Raw genomic sequence first — 17,344 nt, 5'->3', positions numbered from 1 at the left:
ATATTTGGTAAATAACATACTAATAAAATGTAAATGTTTTTACAAATACTGTAATTTAAAGCAAACCTATGCTATCATGAAAGTGTTGAATTATTTTCTATACTGAAAGAGGTGTTTCTATTATGAAAATTACAATCCCTAAAACCTTATCACTTACAATTGCAGCAACTGTATTGTTTGCTGTTTTAGGGATTTCTACCGCACTGGCAGCCGATTTACCTTTCGATATCGACGCGGGTAACATTGACATCACTGACTCATCAAACTCGAACGGCCTAACCATTACACAGGGCAGCAATCAAAGCGAGATACTAAAAAATGATATCATTATCATTTCGGGCTCGTCCACCGCAAACACCATTACGGTTGGCAATAACATATCTCCTAACATCAAGCTGAATGGTGCAAACATCACCGCCCCCTCCGGTAAAGCTGTAATTTCAGCAGGTACTGGCTCAACTGCCAATCTATCAACCGATGCCGCAAGCAACCTCATCGGGGGTATCAACGGCAGTATAAATATGGCGGGCGGTACTTTAGCGGTATCCGGTAACATCAGCGGTAACCTTACCATAACAGGAGGTTCTATTACTTTGCAAAACGGTACCGTTACGGGCACCGCAACATTGCAAAGCGGAACGCTGATAATTGGCTCAGGGGCTGCCCAACCAGCAAATTTTAAGGTTGACGGCGGCACTTATTTAAAAGGTTCTACAACACTTTATAAAACCATTATCGGCGGGCTGCCTGCTGGTAAAGCAGCCGTTTTCAAAGGCAATTCGTTTACGGTAGGGCAAGATGGAACTATTACCGATTACCTCCCCCAGCAAGCAGACACATCACTCAGCATAACTGCTGATGGAAAAACGTACGAAAACACCGTTTCGATTGAGCCAAACCACATGAATCAAGTAACGGTATATGTTTGCTCTTGTATAGTAAAAGAAATACAAAAGGTAACCACTGCCGACAAAATTATTATTCCAGCCGGTTCTTCATCGGCTACCCTACAGCTTACCCCGCAGTGTGCATACACTGTTTGCGAAATTTCAGGGCACAAAGGTAAAACCCCAACTTTCACTTATGAAAGCATACCCGCAGGTAGAGTAAACAGCCAGGGCTTAATTACAGCACAATTAAGCGATACCTCGGTACAGGTGGTAATTACTGCGCACTTAAACGGTAAAAATACTACTCTCACACTTGTATTCCCTGTTGTTAAAAATAATACAGTGGCTTTTACCCTGGCACAAGACAGTATTCGGCATGGGCGTGATATAGTAATTCAGCATAATGGCGGTGCGGGTTTTCGCGATGCCTTAAATGCCGGAAAACTTATTAACAACGGTGTTGAAATAGCTAAAAGCTATTACCAAGTCAGTGATACTACAATTACCATAAAAGGAACTTACAGCGAAATTTCGGCTGGCAAAACTCTAAATATCAATGCGGTAACCGACGCTTATGTTGTTGCTGCACCGCTGCAGCTCCTTGTTTTAAACAACATCGGCACAGTGCAGCAGCCTGCTCAAATTACAGGCAGCAAGGTGGGTACTTCGTTCAGCTCATTGCCGCTGCCAAAAACCATCAAAGTGGTGTTAGACGGAGATGTGAACACGGTTGCGGAATTGCCTGTTCAGTGGAATCAAAACAGCTACAACTCCAACACCACATCTCTGCAAACAATTACGGGAACCTTGCAAAATATCCCTGGGCATATTACCTTAAGCCCCAATACCGCCAACGTAACCGTTCCGGTTACGTTATACCGCTCTTCGGGCGGCGGAGGAGGCAACGATAATCAGCCGAACTATGAATACGATTTTTGGCTGGGCATCAAAGACAGAGTAATCAATGCCGACAGCGGCGATACTGTCCGTGTCTATGCAAAATCGTACGACAACTTGCCAGCCGTTATTTTAGAAAAGCTCAAAGGCAGAAGCATTACTCTTATTATTGAGCGTGATAAAGGCAAAGATATCACTATTTACGGCAAAAACATCAAAAAAATAGAGAGCGGACGAATTTATTATACCTTATCCGATCTCGAAAAGTTATATAAAGACGGCGGCAAAAATCCCGATTCATCCTCATCCGCGGCATCGTCGTCATCTTCCTCATCCTCTTCAGCAACATCAAAACCCACAGTGATTTCACCGGTTATTCCGTCTCCGCCGCCTGTGGTTTCATCACAAAGTTCCAGCGAATCTTCTTCCGAAACCTCTGAGCAAGTTGATTCATCTTCATCTGAAGAAGAACTTGAAGAAGATACCGAACTTGTGGATGCAGAACCAGAGCAGGAGGAATCGACGGAACCCGAAAAGAAAAAAATGTCGCCCCTTGTGGTGGTTGTTTTAATAACTGTAATTGTGGCAGCGGTATCAGGTATTGTGGCTTGCATCGTTCTGCAAAAGAAAAAATTCAATTGATACTATGTCAAAAGGCTCCCTTCCTAGGAAGGGAGCCTTTTTTTGCGATAGAATGCTTAGAATTTTCTGGTACGGGTTAATCGGTTGCGCCGCAAATTGCGGTTACGCACAACCATTAAAATAATGTACAACACTGCAAATGTAATAACAAAAATTAAACCAAACTTAAACCAGAACGACATTAGGATATTTTCCGCCTGGTCCAACAGATACAACACCTGGCTTCGCTCGGCATTCGAGGTAGCAACCAAAGGGACTTCTCCAATTTGCTCGCCTGCAAGAATCAGCCTTACCTTACCAATTTCGTCACCTTTTTTAACCGGTGCCGTGATATACTCAGGAAGGTCGTACTCCATCACTACGCTGGTGGGCTCAATTTCGTCAGGCACCAGTGCAGAAAATCGCCCACTGCTTGCAAGCTTCATATGGTCTGTATCTTTTGCAAGCCGCAGGGGCACTTCGGTAATGTCACTGCCTTTTTCCATCAATGTTTTTATACTGAATGTATCAAATGCCCATTGATACAATGCTTTGGTATCGGCAAATGCATTGTTGCCGATTTCTTTCCCGTTTTCATCATCCAAGATAGGGGCGCCCATCACTACACAAAGGTAATCAAAACCATCCAGCGATGCAGTGGACACAAAGCACTTACCCGATTCATCCAACGTACCCGTTTTTAACCCTTTTACTGGTGAATAGTAATATTCTGTACCTTTCACCATCATTTTATTTGTGGTGTTCCATGCCAGCGAATCGTGGATATTGGTAGAGCCGACCTCGTAATGCGTGGTAGATGCAATTTCGAGAAAGCCCGGTATGCTGATTGCATGCTTGGCAATCAGGTACATATCTTTTGCCGTGGTATAGTTGTTTTCATCAAACAAACCATGGGGGTTGGTAAAATTGGTGCCGATACAGCCCAGTTCCTTTGCACGTTTGGTCATCATTTCGGCAAAATAGGCAATGCTTCCGTCACCGAGGTAATCTGCAACAATGCTTGCCGCCTCATTTGCGCTCTGCATCAGCATAGCATAAAGAAGCTGCCGCATCGTCATCGTTTCACCCCTGCGGATATCACCGGTTGAAACATTTTTGCCGTAAAACTCATCATAGATATAGGCTTTTGCGGTAACGGTGGTGTTGTCCAGGTCTTTTACCATCTCAAAAGCCAAAATACTTGTCATCAGTTTTGTAAGCGATGCCGGGTACATTTTTTTGTCTGCATTTTTTTCGTAAATAACATCGCCTGTGTTGAGGTTGACCAAATAAGCTGCCTCTGCTTTAACGTCGAACGGCGGAGTGTATGCTGCCGATACCGAAAACGCATTGGTGCAAAAGACGATAGCCAACAGCATAGAGAGGAAAAAAGTTAGTTTGCGCATATACAGTTGCTCCTAGTTTATGATATAATAACCGCAGAGTATGGAGAATTATATTTTTTCATTGGATACATATGATTTGCTAAATTGATGTGCGGTTATTCTATTTATTTTAAATGCGGTGCAAAATTTGCCTACCGGCAAAGCTGCACGTCGCCAATGATATCAAAACACTTCGTATTTGTGCTATAATAGCTACAGAGCGGTTATTATGATTTTACCACTTTGCCTTTAGCCTGCCCTTATGAGCACGGGTTAAATCAGCAGATGAATCATAAGCTGCAATTTTTATGATTAAATGGTTGTCAATTATTTATTATAACAGATATTTGTTTAAATAAAAAGGTTAACAAAGTTTGTTTACAATTTGGCGGGTGTTTTTCCGCCCGCAGATACTGCACCGTAAGCAGTAGGGACGTTTTCAAGGAGGACATAAAATGGTATACGTTACAGGAGATATGCATGGGGAGCTGCAGCGGTTTAAATCGCCTGCCTTAAAAAAGCTCCGCAAGGGCGATACCTTGATTGTATGCGGGGACTTTGGGTTTGTTTGGAACGGCAGCAAGGCTGAACAGCGCGTACTTAAAAAGCTTGGAAAGCGCAAATATAACGTGGCGTTTATCGACGGTGTTCATGAAAACCACACTTTGTTGCAAAATTATGAGGTTTCGCAGTGGAACGGCGGTAAAGTGCACAATATCTCGGGCAGGCTGTTCCACCTAATGCGCGGACAGGTTTACAACATCGACGGAAAAACCATATTTGCACTGGGCGGCGGCGAAAATACCGAACTTGACTCTGAAAATACCAATATAGCAGACTGTCTGCCCAGCATAGAAGACCTATATGAGGCAAACCACAACCTGCAAAAGGTGGATTACGCAGTGGACTACGTCATCACCCACGACTGCACCGGTGTGGTAAAAGACTTTTTAAATATGGATAACAACATTTACAACCACCTTTATGCGTTTTTGAATGAGGCAGCTAAAATTATTCAGTTTAAAAAGTGGTTTTTCGGCTGCCAGCACATCGATAAGGTGATTCCCCCAAAATATGTGGGCGTCTTTAAAGAGGTTCTCCCGCTCGATTAGTGCACTGTAAACCAACCAACCAACCGCTTTGCAAAAAGCATTACTTATTCATCAGCTTGGGTGTACTGCACTTAAGGGCAATTCTTTTAACAGGAGCAAGATTTATGCGTATACGTAGAAAACCATGGGTAAAACCCGAACTGGACGCTTGTCCGTTTTATACTGAACACCCCAGCGAACACCGCGGCAAATGGCGCGAATGGTTTGGCAACGACAAACCCATTTTTATGGAACTTGGCTGCGGTAAGGGCGGTTTTATCTCAAAACTTGCAGTAAGCGATTATGAACACAACTACCTTGCAGTGGATTTGATTGATGCAATGCTTGGGCTTGCCAAGCGCAACATTGAACGTGAATATGCCGCGGCATGCCGTGAAGTGGATAATATCAGGCTTATGACACAAGACATTGAACGCCTTTTTTTGATGCTGGAAGATGACGTGGATCAAATTCACCGTATTTACATCAACTTCTGTAACCCATGGCCCAAAATTACACAGCAAAAAAAGCGCCTTACCCATCCCCGCCAGTTAAATACTTACAAGCGCTTTTTGGTAGACGGTGCCGAGCTTTGGTTTAAAACCGATGATGACGGGCTTTTTAATGATACACTTGGGTATTTGGATGAATGCGGTTTTAGCGTTCGGTATATGACGCGTGACCTGCTCAACAGCGGTTTTGAGGGCAGTTTACCAACCGAACATGAGAAAATGTTCTCTGAACAAGGTATTCCCATTAAATTTTTAATTGCTATTCATAATAAACAGTAAAGCTAGATTACGAAAAAGTAAAGCAGGGGTCGTGTGTTGTCCGTCACACGACCCCTGCTTTATGAAAATGAAAAAATGAAGAAAGCAAATTAATATTTACAACCCGTTGGGGTTATTTTTGGTAAAATTCCAAGAATCAAGGCACATACGGTCAATGTCATACTCTGCTTGCCAGCCCAGTTCACGTTTTGCTTTGCTGCTGTCTGCATAGCAGTTTGCAATATCACCGGGGCGACGTGGCACAATGTTGTAGGGTACATCTTTTCCGCTTGCTTTTTTAAACGCATTTACAACATCCAGCACACTGTAGCCTTTGCCTGTACCGAGGTTATAAATGTTTACACCTTTGTCGCTGTCTAATTTGTTCAGTGCTTTCAGGTGCCCTCTTGCAAGGTCTACCACGTGGATATAGTCGCGTACACCGGTACCATCGGGCGTATCGTAATCATTACCATAAACACTTAGCGCTTTCAGTTTGCCCGCGGCAACCTGTGCGATGTATGGCAGCAAATTGTTCGGAATCCCGTTCGGATCTTCGCCAATCAGCCCGCTTTCGTGCGCACCGATGGGGTTAAAGTAGCGCAGCAGCACCACACTCCACTCGTTATCGGCGGTGTATAGGTCGGTAAGAATTTGCTCGTTCATTACCTTAGTGTAACCGTAAGGATTGGTTGCCGAAGTGGGCATTGTTTCAACAAATGGCACTTGGTTGTGCATTCCATACACAGTTGCCGAAGAAGAAAACACAATTTTTTTGCAGCCATACTCTGCCATTACCCCACACAGCACCAAAGTACCCGTAAGATTATTATAGTAATAGCGCAGTGGCTGCGATACACTTTCGCCCACTGCTTTGAGTGCTGCAAAATGGATGACTGCCTCAATGTTGTTTTCATCGAATATTTTATTCAGGCCCTGTTTGTCCAGCATATCCACTTCGTAGAATTTAAAGTCTTTACCTGTAATTTTGCGGATTCTGTTGAGCGCTTCGGGTTTTGAGTTGATGAAGTTATCGGCAATAACTACCTCTTTGCCCTGCTCCAACAGTTCTACTACAGTATGGCTTCCAATAAAGCCTGCACCGCCTGTTACTAAAATTGCCATAAAGACATCCCCCTTTAATCTCATTTGCACAATTGTGTTCCAAATTATCCATATTATTCATCAAGTTGTTTATTATCTGTTCTCTCTGATTTCAGTATATTCTTTTCTCATATTCGTTGTCAACCGATATTTCAATTTTGCAACTAAAATCCATAAATGTGCAACAGGCAAGCATCAAAGTACACATCTTATACTTAACTCCTATAAAAATATTGAAACTATTTTTATAGCACAAAGTGTGTAGGAGTTTGCATAAGACGGATTTTGTGCTTGCCAAAATGCAATACTGCAAAGCTGGGCGTACTGCAATGAAATCAATGATTTGATTGCAGTTTTGTATTACAAAAGTTTTACAAGATTGATTTGATATTTTTACCTAAAACCAAGTATAATAGAAAATAACCGATATTCGAAACGGAGGCAACCTTATGTCACGAGTAACATTCGAAGATGTGAAGGCAAATGAAGCCATACGCATTTATATTAAACGTGCCGACGAAACCCTGATTACTATGGGCTATACCGAACACTCTTTTGCCCACGTAAGCAAATGTGCGCAGCAGGCATACGAGCTATTGGATGCACTCGGTTATGGGCAGCGCATCTGCGAACTTGCGCAGATATCCGCTTACATGCACGACATCGGCAATGTCATCAATCGTGAAGACCATGCACAAAGCGGAGCCATTATGGCGTTTCGTATCCTCGACCAAATGGGTATGCCTGCCGACGAAATCTCGACGGTTATCACTGCGATCGGCAACCATGACGAAAGCACCGCGGTGCCTGTAAATGCCGTTGCCGCCGCGCTGATACTGGCAGACAAATGCGATGTGCGCCGCAGCCGCGTGCGCAACCGCGATATTGCAACCTTTGATATTCACGACCGGGTGAATTACGCTGTAGAACGTTCAGATTTGAACTTATCCGACGACAACACCGCTGTAATTCTTGACCTTACGATTGACCCGGAAATTTGCCCTGTGATGAACTATTTCGAGATTTTTCTCAACCGTATGCTGCTTTGCCGCCGCGCTGCCGATTATTTGAAACTGAAATTTAAATTAATCATCAACGGGTTAGATGTTTTGTGATAAAAACGAGCCGCACAAACTGTGCAGCTCGTTTTTTATTCTTCAAACAGCTTGTTCTGTAAATCTATAATTTCTTTGCGGCGGCGCTCGGTTTCTGCAATATCAAATTCATAATGCCCGTCATCATGCAAAGCGACGATATCACCCTCTTTTATGCCTTTGGGCAGCAGACAGATGAGAATATCCGACATTTCGCCGCCGCTGTTTTCGCATACCGCGTAATCACCTTCAAAGCGGTCTATCGAAAGATGTATCATACAATCCACCCCTTATTTTTTGGTTTTTACCTGAATTGCAGTACCGTCTGTTTCAAAAATAACGGTGCCTGCAAGGTCGGTGCGGTAAACAGCAACACCTGCTTGTTTCAATCGCTCCAAAATTTCTTTGTGCGGGTGCCCATAGGTATTGTCTTTGCCGCAAGAGATTGCTGCATAAGAAGGGCTTACCGCGTTCAGCCACGCCTCGCTCGTGCTTGTATTGCTGCCATGGTGTCCAGCCTTGAGCACGTCCGCTGCTACGTCGGCGCCGGAAGCAAGTATTTCGTCCTCCATATCTTTTTCGCAGTCACCTGTGAGCACAAAAGAGGTATCGCCGTATTCAAATTTTATCACTACAGAGTTGTTGTTCATCTCGGTGCTCGGCTCGGTTGGGCCTAAAATGGTAAACTGAGCACCATCTTCCAAATCATATACATCGCCTGCTTTTGGCTGCTTGATTTTCAGCCCTTTTTCTTGGATTGCAGTGAGCATATTTTTATACGCCTTGCTTGTAGGTGTGATGCTGTTGGGTACTTTGGGCGCAATCACGTTCTTTACATCCATCTGCTCTATTATATAACCCATTCCGCCAATATGGTCGGCATGCGGGTGAGTTGCAATAATATAATCAAGCTCTGCAGCATTTTGGCTTTGCAGGTAGCTTGCTATTTGTGCGCCGCTTTCGCGTTCGCCTGCATCAATAAGTATATTATGCTCGGGTGTTTTAATAAGTATACTGTCCCCTTGCCCTACATCAATGATATGTACCGATGCATCTGCCGAGGTAAAAACAGGGTCAGCGAGTTCCGTTTCTTCAAATATTTCATCCCAGGTTGGGATAAAATCAAAATTCAGGGTGTCTGCAAACGAAATAAGAATACCCGCTGCCAGCAGCAGCGATACCACCACCGTAAACCCCCAATTGATTCCCTGCGGTCTTCTGTATCTTGCCATTTAAAAATCCTTTCTGTTTTTATGGTGAAAACAAACAGGGCAAAGCGTTTTATGTATCAAACACTTTACCCCTGCTCATTAAAGCTTGCTGTTAACCTTTGCCGGGCTTCGCTTTGGGGCGTTGCTTGGGTTTGCCTTTGGCGTAGCGGCTCTTGCTTTTCGGTTTACCTCTGCTTTCCAATTCTTTACGCTGAGTAATATATTTCTGCTTTTCTACAAAATCTTTATCGGGTGGAATCAGGCACTCTTTGCCGTTGCCAATCAAATCGGCTCGTCCCGCCTTTAGTAACGCAATCTTGACCAAACGGCGGTTTTCCGGGCGGAAATATTGAAGCAGCGCGCGCTGCATGGCTTTTTCTTCAGATGTTTTGGGCACGTACACCGGTTTCATGGTGTACGGGTCTATCCCTGTATAGAACATGCAGGTAGAAACCGTCGCGGGTGTCGGATAGAAATCCTGTACCTGTTCAGGACGGATGTTGTTTCTTTTTAGGAACAGCGCCAACTGAACCGCATCTTTGAGTGTAGAACCCGGGTGCGACGACATCAGGTATGGCACCAAATATTGCTCTTTGCCGATGCGTTTGGTGATTTGATAAAATTTCTCTTGAAACTGATTATATGCCTCGATATGTGGTTTGCCCATACGATCGAGTACCTGTGCAGAGCAATGCTCAGGGGCAACTTTCAGTTGTCCGCTCACATGATGGGTAATCAACTCTTTGAGAAAAGCATCGTTTTTATCCTGCATTAGGTAATCGAAGCGGATACCCGAGCGAATAAACACCTGTTTTACCTTGGGGATATCACGCAACTCGCGCAACATCTCAAGGTATTCTTTGTGGTCAACCTGTAAAGCGGGGCAGGCGGTGGGCGCAAGGCACTTTTTGTCTTTACACAAGCCCAGTTTTTCCTGCTTTTTGCAGCTTGGCAGGCGGAAGTTTGCAGTCGGTCCGCCCACGTCGTGGATATATCCTTTAAAGCGAGGATTTTTTGTAAACGCTTTTGCTTCGTTAAGCACCGATTGTGTACTGCGGCAGGTTACATGCCTGCCCTGATGATACGCAATCGAACAGAAATTGCAGTGCCCAAAGCACCCGCGGTTATGCATAATCGAAAACTCTACCTCTTCGATTGCCGCAACCCCGCCCTGTGCCTCGTAGCTTGGGTGATAATACCGCATAAATGGCAAAGAAAACACCTTGTCCAGTTCCTGCTGGTTCAGCGCAACCATAGGCGGGTTTTGTACCACAGCCACTTCTCCGTGCTTTTGCACAATGGGTTTGCCGTAAACGTAATCTTGCTCATCTATTTGCTGCTTTGTTGCCTTTGCATACGCTGTTTTATCGGTGCTCACCCTTGCATACGATGCAATCGACACCGCACTTTCTACCGGTGTGCCATGGGCTGCAACATAGCATGTACCGCGTATGTCTGTAAGGCTGTGCACGTCCTCACCTGAGGCAAGGCGGTGTGCAATTTCTGCTGTTTGCTTTTCGCCCATGCCAAAGCTTAAAATATCCGCTTGGGAATCAATTAAAATAGATGGACGCACCGCATCGTCCCAATAATCGTAATGCGCAAAACGGCGCAAACTTGCCTCGATACCGCCAATCATAATTGGCACATCGTGGTAAAGCTCACGGATTTTATTGCAATAGACTATGGTGGCTCGGTCGGGGCGTTTGCCCGCCTTTCCGCCCGGGGTGTAGGCATCATCACTGCGCTTGCGTTTTGCAGCAGTATAGTGCGCCACCATACTGTCGATATTGCCGCCTGTGACAAAATACCCGTACTTTGGTCTGCCGTAAACATCGAACGACTTGGCATTGCGGTAGTCGGGCTGGGCAATCATGCCCACGCGAAACCCCTCAGCCTCCAGCACGCGCGAGATAATGGCAATGCCGAAACTGGGGTGGTCGACGTACGCATCGCCTGTTACACAAACAAAATCGACGTCATCCCATCCGCGTTCCTGCATCTCTTGCTTATTCAGTGGTAAAAATGGCATATAAACTCCTTTTGGCGGAAATTCCGCCGCCTTTCAACGGGACAAGCGTGTACAATCAGCCTTTTTGTTGTCTGATATGTGCAGCGACTTTAACATCCTCTTTTTTAATATGGTTCACCAGCCAATCGCCTATCGATTGATTTCACTTAAACACCAATGTCAGCGATGTGCCGTTTTTTTGCAAATCTTCCATCAGTTCTTTTACAACACCTGTGAATGTTGTGTGATATTTTTTATGATTAACATAATCGGGGTAATGATACTGCTGCTGCAGTTTTTCCTCATCGCCGAAGTGCTTTACGGTATAATCGTACAAAAACTTCACGGTTTTATCGGTTTCTGCACGTCCTTTGCCTTGCGAGCAAGCCTCCAGTAAATTATTAATTGCAGCAAAAAGCTGTTCATGCTGGTGGTCTATCGTCGCGTTTCCTGTTTTTAAATCGTCTGTAAATGTGTATGCCATAGTAAAAATCCCCTTTCTATTCGTCGTATCAATCAGCTCGGCTGTTAAACGGTCATTCTTCACTATTCATTTTCATTTCAACCAACTGCTGGCGTGTAATGAGCACGGCACGCGGCTTGCTGCCTTCAAACGGGCCTACAATACCGCGTTCTTCCATTTCATCGATGATGCGAGCAGCACGTGCATACCCCAGCTTGAGTTTGCGCTGCAGCATCGAAGTAGACGCCTGCCCAAGCTCAACAACCACCTCAACGGCTTTGGCAAGCATTTCATCGTCCGCATCAAAGCCGCCGCCATCGCTGCTGCTTTTGCCTTTTTCAGCAACCGCCTGCCGCTCTATTTCGTTCATAATATTCTCATCGTATACGCTGTTCTGGCTTTCTTTCACGAATTTTACAACTTTTTCAACCTCTTTATCGCTGACATAACAGCCCTGAACACGCGTAGGTTTCGAAACACCCACCGGTAAAAACAGCATATCGCCGCGCCCAAGCAATTTTTCAGCGCCGCCGCCATCCAATATGGTACGGCTGTCTATCTGCGATGAAACCGCAAATGCAATACGGCTTGGAATGTTCGCCTTGATTACACCTGTAATTACATCCACCGAAGGCCGCTGGGTTGCAATTACAAGATGCATACCGGCAGCACGCGCCATTTGTGCAAGGCGGCAAATCGCATCCTCTACCTCGTTAGGGGCGGCCATCATCAAGTCGGCAAGCTCATCAATGATGATAACGATTTCGGGCATGGGCTGCAGCTCATTGTCCTCCTGCTTTGCCAGTTTGTTATAACCTTTCAGGTCTCTCACACTGTTATCGGCAAAAATTTTGTAACGGTTGAGCATTTCGGATACCGCCCAGTTCAGCGCGCCTGCGGCTTTGCGCGGATCGGTAACAACAGGCACCAACAGGTGCGGAATTCCGTTGTAAACACCCAGTTCCACCACTTTGGGGTCAATCATCAAAAGACGAATTTCATCGGGAGTGGATTTGTACAGCAGGCTAATGATAATGGAGTTGATACACACCGATTTACCCGAACCGGTTGCACCTGCTATCAGCACGTGCGGCATTTTGCCGATATCTGCCGTGGTAATATTACCGCTGATATCCTTGCCGAGCGCTACGGTCAGCTTGCTTTTTGCATCCATAAACGCATCCGAATCGATCAGCTCGCGAATACCCACTATGCTGATGGATTTATTGGGCACTTCAATACCCACAGCCGCTTTGTTGGGGATTGGCGCTTCGATTCGAACCCCTGCTGCTGCAAGATTCAGTGCAATGTCATCGGCAAGCCCTGTAATTTTACTGATTTTAACACCCGCCGAGGGCTGGAGCTCGTAACGGGTAACCGCGGGGCCGCGGCTGATGTCGATGATGCGCGTCTGCACACCAAAGCTGTTCAAGGTATCTACCAACAGCTGCGCGTTGGCTTTCAGTTCATCGGGCACATCGCTTGCCAAATCATTTTTTGTTTCTTTCAGCAGGCTGATGGGCGGAAAGATATAGGCATTAAAATCCTCTTTGCCGTCGTTTTCGGTAAACTTGGCTTTAAACCTACCGTCAATTTGGTTATCTTGTGCAGGTTCAATTTCTTCGGCAAGGGCACGCTGCAACATAGTGTGCGCATCCATCGGTTCAAGCGGCAGGCTGTTCACCTGCTCTACAGGAATCTCTTTGATTAAGCCCTCATCTTTTTCAGTTTCTGCTGATGTCTCAGTAAATTCATTTTCAATTTTTTCTTCTACACCGATCTGGAAGTGAAAACGCCCGTCCTCGGTTTGCTGCTCTACGACAGGCTCTGAAATCATTCCGTTTTCTGCATCGGCATCTGATATGTAGACAGGCTTGAAAGCGTTTGCCTCCAGCCCCATTGCTTTGTTGATAATGTCGTCAATTCCCAGCTTGTCCTGTTTTTCTTCCTGCTCGGCAGGTGGTTGTTTTTTACCGAATCCGAAAAAGGACTTTGCTTTCGGCGGTTCCTCTGCAAAATGTTCTGTATCTTCGCCCACCAGTTTTTCTTTCGCCATTTTCATACTGTCGGTATACTCAAGGGTGGGTTTCGCTACTTGCACAGGATGCTGCGGCAATTCTTCTGCCAATGGTACATCGATGTTAAAGCGGGCACCCGCTACAGTGCGGCGTTCTTCTGCTTTTTCCATATAAGCTTCTTCAATCTTTTTCACCGGCTTATAGGCGCTCTTCATAAACTCATGCAACGTAGTGCCCGTAATAATCATTAAAAAGGTAAAGATAAGGATAATCATGGTGACTTTTGCACCGGTTGCACCAAACATAGCCGTAAACGGCACACCGATAACACCTGCCAAAAGCCCGCCGCCGCGCAGCCGCGTGCCGTTCTCAAACAAGTATACAATGCCCTTCCACAGTCCTTCGCTTTCCAGCTCGCCAATTGCAAAGGCATGCGTTACGCCGCACAGCAGCAGAATAAGCGCACCGGTTTGCCACAGCTTGTGCTTGATATTCCCTTTATCCAATGTTGCAAGTATTGCAATGTAGATGAGCGATACCGGAAGCAAAAACGCACACCAACCGAACAATCCAAATAAGCTGTTGTGCAATGTTGTCCAAAAGTTTTTGCCTTCAATAATGCACACCGCAAACAAAAATATGCCCGCAGCAAACAAACCAAGCGCACATAGCTGTTTTTGGTAACGAGCCTGCGCCTCTTGCCGCGCCTTGGTTTCTGCGGCACTCTTTGCTGAATTTTTACGTTTGGTAGCGGTGCTGCCACCGCCTTTTTTTCCTGCCATGTCTCGTATCCTCTCTGTTGTTGCCTATCTATCCTTGTAGTTCTGTCCGGGCGAGAACCTCTTATCAAGATACATCTTGGGGTCGGTCGAAATGAGGCGTGATATCTGAATACCCTCTTTCCCGCGCACCCCTTCTATATAAGAACCGTTTACGTTTATAACTTCTGTTTGGGTGGGTTCACTGGGGAACACCTCGTCTAATGGAACAATTGTATATAAATGAGTCATCGTTTTGCCTCCTTAGGCTTATGCTGGCGCGTTTTTGCGGCTTTCCCCTTGGGCTCGCTTTTTTTTGCGGGCGTTTTGGCTTTTTTACCGTCCTTCGAACGCGCAGCCTCGTTTTGCGGCTGGTTGTCATCATGCTGCTTGCTTTCAATCATCTCGTACAGTTTTTCTATCACACGCGCAAGCCCGCCCAGTTCATCAATCAGGCCCTCATTAACGGCGCTTTCGCCATCCAATACCGTGCCCACATCCATTACCATTTCACCGGTATTCATCATCAGCTCGCGAAACCGTTCGGGCGAAATAGATGAATTGTCGGTGACAAAACGAACAATGCGCTCCTGCATTTTATCAAAGTAAGAAAGTGTTTGCGGTACGCCAAGCACCAGCCCGTTCATACGCACAGGGTGAATGGTCATCGTCGCCGAAGGTGCTATCAGCGAATATTTTGCACTGCAAGCAAGCGGTACACCAATGGAATGCCCGCCGCCCAAAACCAGCGATACAGTTGGTTTTTTCATGCCCGCTATCAATTCTGCAATTGCCAGCCCCGCCTCCACATCACCGCCAACGGTGTTTAGAATAATAACTAAGCCTTCTATATCGGGGTCTTGCTCTATAGCGACAAGCTGCGGAATAACATGCTCATACTTGGTTGTTTTGTTCTGCGCAGGCAAAATAAAATGCCCTTCCACCTGCCCGATTATGGTAAGGCAGTGTATAATGTGCTTCCCCTTCGTGCCTGTGATAGAACCTGTTTCTAAAATTTGATTTGTCTGTTTTTCACCCGCAGTTGTCTCTTCGTCATTTGTACTTGTTTCTTCTTCATTTTCATCTGTTTGCTGTAGCAGCTGTTCGTCTTTACGCATCGTATCCTCCTCTAAAAATTAGATTTGATACTATGTATTGTTCGCAAAAGCCACTATAATATGTCATGTTAACATACATACTATATTATACCTTGAATTAATCGTTTTCGCAACGAAAAAGAACAATTGTTTTACAGTACCGACGTTTGCTGAAAAAATAAAACCATCCGCTTTAACAGATGGTTTTACGTCATATCATAATCTAATCATTAATATCCCACAATATCGTCAAGCGATTCGTCGTTCATCACCCATTCGTCCACAACACTAATGGTACGGTAGTTTTCTTTGTCATCACGCACAATCACGGTGGTAATGCCCGCATTAATGATAAGGCGCTTGCACATAGCACAAGGGTTTGCATTTTTAACATAGTCGCCGCTTTCATATTCGCGCCCAACCAAATACAAGGTGGAATCGATGGTATCGCTGCGCTGTGCGTGGATAATGGCATTTGCCTCTGCATGCACCGAGCGGCACAATTCATAACGCGTTCCGCGCGGTACTTTTAAACGTTCGCGGGTACAATAACCTAAATCGGTGCAGTTTTTGCGTCCCCTTGGCGCACCGACATAACCTGTTGAAATAATTTGATCGTTTTTGACAATAATTGCGCCAAAATTTCTTCGCATACAAGTTCCGCGAGAGAGTACGGTTTCAGCAATATCCAAATAATAATTGATTTTGTCGCGTCGCATCATGAAGTTTCACCCTTCCCCTTAATACTATCCCTTTATTATAGTATAATTCTGCAAAGTTCGCAATAATTTTTGCGTTCCCGCCCATAATCGTATTTTTAAACGGGTAAAGTATGATATAATAACCACGTTGCGGTTATTAAATTATTCTCACATGCGGTGCGAAATTTGCCTATCGGCAAAGGCGCACATGGCCAATTATATCAAAATACTTTGTGCTTATAATAGAATAACCGAAAAAAATTTGTGATATAAGATAGACCCAATATTTTATGTAATATCGGTTAAAAGACAAATCATTGGAGGAATTTTCAATGTCCAACCTTACCAATATCGGCACCGTTAAAGATATACTCAACCGCCACGGCTTTACTTTTTCAAAAGCACTGGGGCAAAATTTTATTGTTAACCCATCTGTTTGCCCGCGCATAGCCGAAATGGGCGGTGCACAAAAAGGTGTGGGCATCATCGAAATTGGTGCAGGTATCGGTGTGCTCACCTATGAATTGGCAAGCCGTGCGGAAAAAGTGGTTGTTATTGAACTGGACAGCCGCCTGCTGCCCATACTGGACGAAACACTCAGTGAATTTAATAATATCAAAATTATAAACCAAGATGTTTTAAAAGTAGATTTGGCAAAACTGATTGCTGAGGAGTTTGCGGGCATGGATGTTGCTGTGTGCGCAAACCTGCCCTACTACATTACTTCACCTATTTTGATGGGGCTGTTGGAAGCAAAGCTGCCTATCAAATCCATAACTGTCATGGTGCAAAAAGAGGCGGCGCAGCGTATTTGTGCCGAAGAAGGCACACGGGACGTAGGCGCAATCAGCCTTGCTGTGCGCTATTACAGCGAGCCTAAGGTTCTCTTTTCGGTATCACGCGGCAGTTTTATGCCTTCGCCCGATGTGGATTCTTGTGTTATACGCTTGGATATTCGTGAAACTCCCGCAGTACAAGTAGATAGTGAGGAGCACTTTTTCAAGGTAATCCGCGGTGCATTTTTACAGCGCAGAAAAACTGTTGCAAATTCACTTTCCTCTGCACTGGGCTTGGAAAAATCAGCAGTGAATAAAGCGTTGGAACAAGCCGATATTCCGCTGAATGCACGCCCTGAACAGCTTACGCTCCATCAATTTAAAACCATCGCAGAGCAGATTTAGTTGCTTTTGTCGAAAAATGTCAAATTTTGTTGTTTGTCTCCTAGAATTATGT

The 17,344-nt window shown here is 45.1% G+C and carries 15 protein-coding genes; 5 read left to right on the top strand and 10 right to left on the bottom strand.

Going from position 1 to position 17,344, the window contains the following annotated elements:
- Positions 1–122: 122 nt before the first annotated feature.
- The gene (locus tag EDD70_RS11865; protein WP_092755596.1) at positions 123–2,429 is read left to right on the top strand and encodes an autotransporter outer membrane beta-barrel domain-containing protein; all 2,307 of its coding nucleotides are present in this window, start codon (positions 123–125) and stop codon (positions 2,427–2,429) included.
- A gap of 56 nt (positions 2,430–2,485) precedes the next feature.
- On the opposite strand, the gene EDD70_RS11860 is transcribed toward EDD70_RS11865, so the two are convergent.
- On the bottom strand, positions 2,486–3,814 hold the full coding sequence (locus EDD70_RS11860) for a D-alanyl-D-alanine carboxypeptidase family protein (protein ID WP_092755594.1): 1,329 nt from the start codon (positions 3,812–3,814) through the stop codon (positions 2,486–2,488).
- Between the two features lie 434 nt (positions 3,815–4,248).
- Here EDD70_RS11860 and EDD70_RS11855 point away from each other — a divergent pair, with 434 nt between their 5' ends.
- A complete protein-coding gene (locus EDD70_RS11855) occupies positions 4,249–4,905 on the top strand; it encodes a metallophosphoesterase (protein WP_092755592.1) in 657 nt (218 codons plus the stop codon).
- A gap of 104 nt (positions 4,906–5,009) precedes the next feature.
- Positions 5,010–5,675 carry a tRNA (guanosine(46)-N7)-methyltransferase TrmB gene (trmB, locus tag EDD70_RS11850; RefSeq protein WP_092755590.1) on the top strand — a complete coding sequence of 222 codons (666 nt, stop codon included), beginning with the start codon at positions 5,010–5,012 and terminating at the stop codon, positions 5,673–5,675.
- Positions 5,676–5,771: 96 nt separating this feature from the next.
- On the opposite strand, the gene galE is transcribed toward trmB, so the two are convergent.
- Positions 5,772–6,779: a UDP-glucose 4-epimerase GalE gene (gene galE, locus EDD70_RS11845; protein WP_092755588.1), complete on the bottom strand. Its 1,008-nt coding sequence runs from the start codon at positions 6,777–6,779 to the stop codon at positions 5,772–5,774.
- A 428-nt stretch (positions 6,780–7,207) separates the two neighbouring features.
- Between galE and EDD70_RS11840 the strand changes: the two genes are divergently transcribed.
- The gene (locus EDD70_RS11840) at positions 7,208–7,873 is read left to right on the top strand and encodes an HD domain-containing protein (protein ID WP_092755586.1); all 666 of its coding nucleotides are present in this window, start codon (positions 7,208–7,210) and stop codon (positions 7,871–7,873) included.
- Between the two features lie 35 nt (positions 7,874–7,908).
- Here the strand turns inward: EDD70_RS11840 and EDD70_RS11835 are convergent, their stop codons facing one another.
- From EDD70_RS11835 to EDD70_RS11800, 8 genes are all read right to left on the bottom strand, one after another.
- On the bottom strand, positions 7,909–8,130 hold the full coding sequence (locus EDD70_RS11835; protein WP_092755584.1) for a DUF3006 domain-containing protein: 222 nt from the start codon (positions 8,128–8,130) through the stop codon (positions 7,909–7,911).
- Positions 8,131–8,142: 12 nt separating this feature from the next.
- Entirely contained in the window at positions 8,143–9,084 is a 942-nt protein-coding gene (locus tag EDD70_RS11830; protein WP_092755582.1) for a ComEC/Rec2 family competence protein, read from the bottom strand.
- 91 nt (positions 9,085–9,175) lie between these two features.
- Positions 9,176–11,095, bottom strand: a complete 1,920-nt coding sequence (locus EDD70_RS11825) for a YgiQ family radical SAM protein (protein ID WP_092755580.1) — start codon at positions 11,093–11,095, stop codon at positions 9,176–9,178.
- Between the two features lie 142 nt (positions 11,096–11,237).
- A complete protein-coding gene (locus tag EDD70_RS11820) occupies positions 11,238–11,558 on the bottom strand; it encodes a bacteriohemerythrin (RefSeq protein WP_242943159.1) in 321 nt (106 codons plus the stop codon).
- A gap of 52 nt (positions 11,559–11,610) precedes the next feature.
- Positions 11,611–14,337: an FtsK/SpoIIIE family DNA translocase gene (locus tag EDD70_RS11815; RefSeq protein WP_242943158.1), complete on the bottom strand. Its 2,727-nt coding sequence runs from the start codon at positions 14,335–14,337 to the stop codon at positions 11,611–11,613.
- 24 nt (positions 14,338–14,361) lie between these two features.
- Positions 14,362–14,565 (bottom strand): YlzJ-like family protein, encoded by a 204-nt coding sequence (locus EDD70_RS11810; RefSeq protein WP_092755578.1) that lies wholly within the window; start codon positions 14,563–14,565, stop codon positions 14,362–14,364.
- Positions 14,562–15,431, bottom strand: a complete 870-nt coding sequence (locus tag EDD70_RS11805) for a ClpP family protease (RefSeq protein WP_092755576.1) — start codon at positions 15,429–15,431, stop codon at positions 14,562–14,564. The genes EDD70_RS11810 and EDD70_RS11805 overlap by 4 nt, the downstream gene beginning before the upstream one ends.
- A gap of 209 nt (positions 15,432–15,640) precedes the next feature.
- The gene (locus EDD70_RS11800) at positions 15,641–16,132 is read right to left on the bottom strand and encodes a deoxycytidylate deaminase (RefSeq protein WP_092755574.1); all 492 of its coding nucleotides are present in this window, start codon (positions 16,130–16,132) and stop codon (positions 15,641–15,643) included.
- A 311-nt stretch (positions 16,133–16,443) separates the two neighbouring features.
- Here EDD70_RS11800 and rsmA point away from each other — a divergent pair, with 311 nt between their 5' ends.
- Positions 16,444–17,292 carry a 16S rRNA (adenine(1518)-N(6)/adenine(1519)-N(6))-dimethyltransferase RsmA gene (gene rsmA, locus EDD70_RS11795; RefSeq protein WP_092755572.1) on the top strand — a complete coding sequence of 283 codons (849 nt, stop codon included), beginning with the start codon at positions 16,444–16,446 and terminating at the stop codon, positions 17,290–17,292.
- Positions 17,293–17,344: the final 52 nt, after the last annotated feature.

Origin of the sequence: Hydrogenoanaerobacterium saccharovorans (assembly GCF_003814745.1) — a bacterium.
In the GTDB taxonomy this organism is placed as follows: Bacteria; Bacillota; Clostridia; order Oscillospirales; family Ruminococcaceae; genus Hydrogenoanaerobacterium; species Hydrogenoanaerobacterium saccharovorans.
Note: the sequence above shows the minus strand (reverse complement) of the source record. Positions and strands in the feature narration are given on the sequence as shown.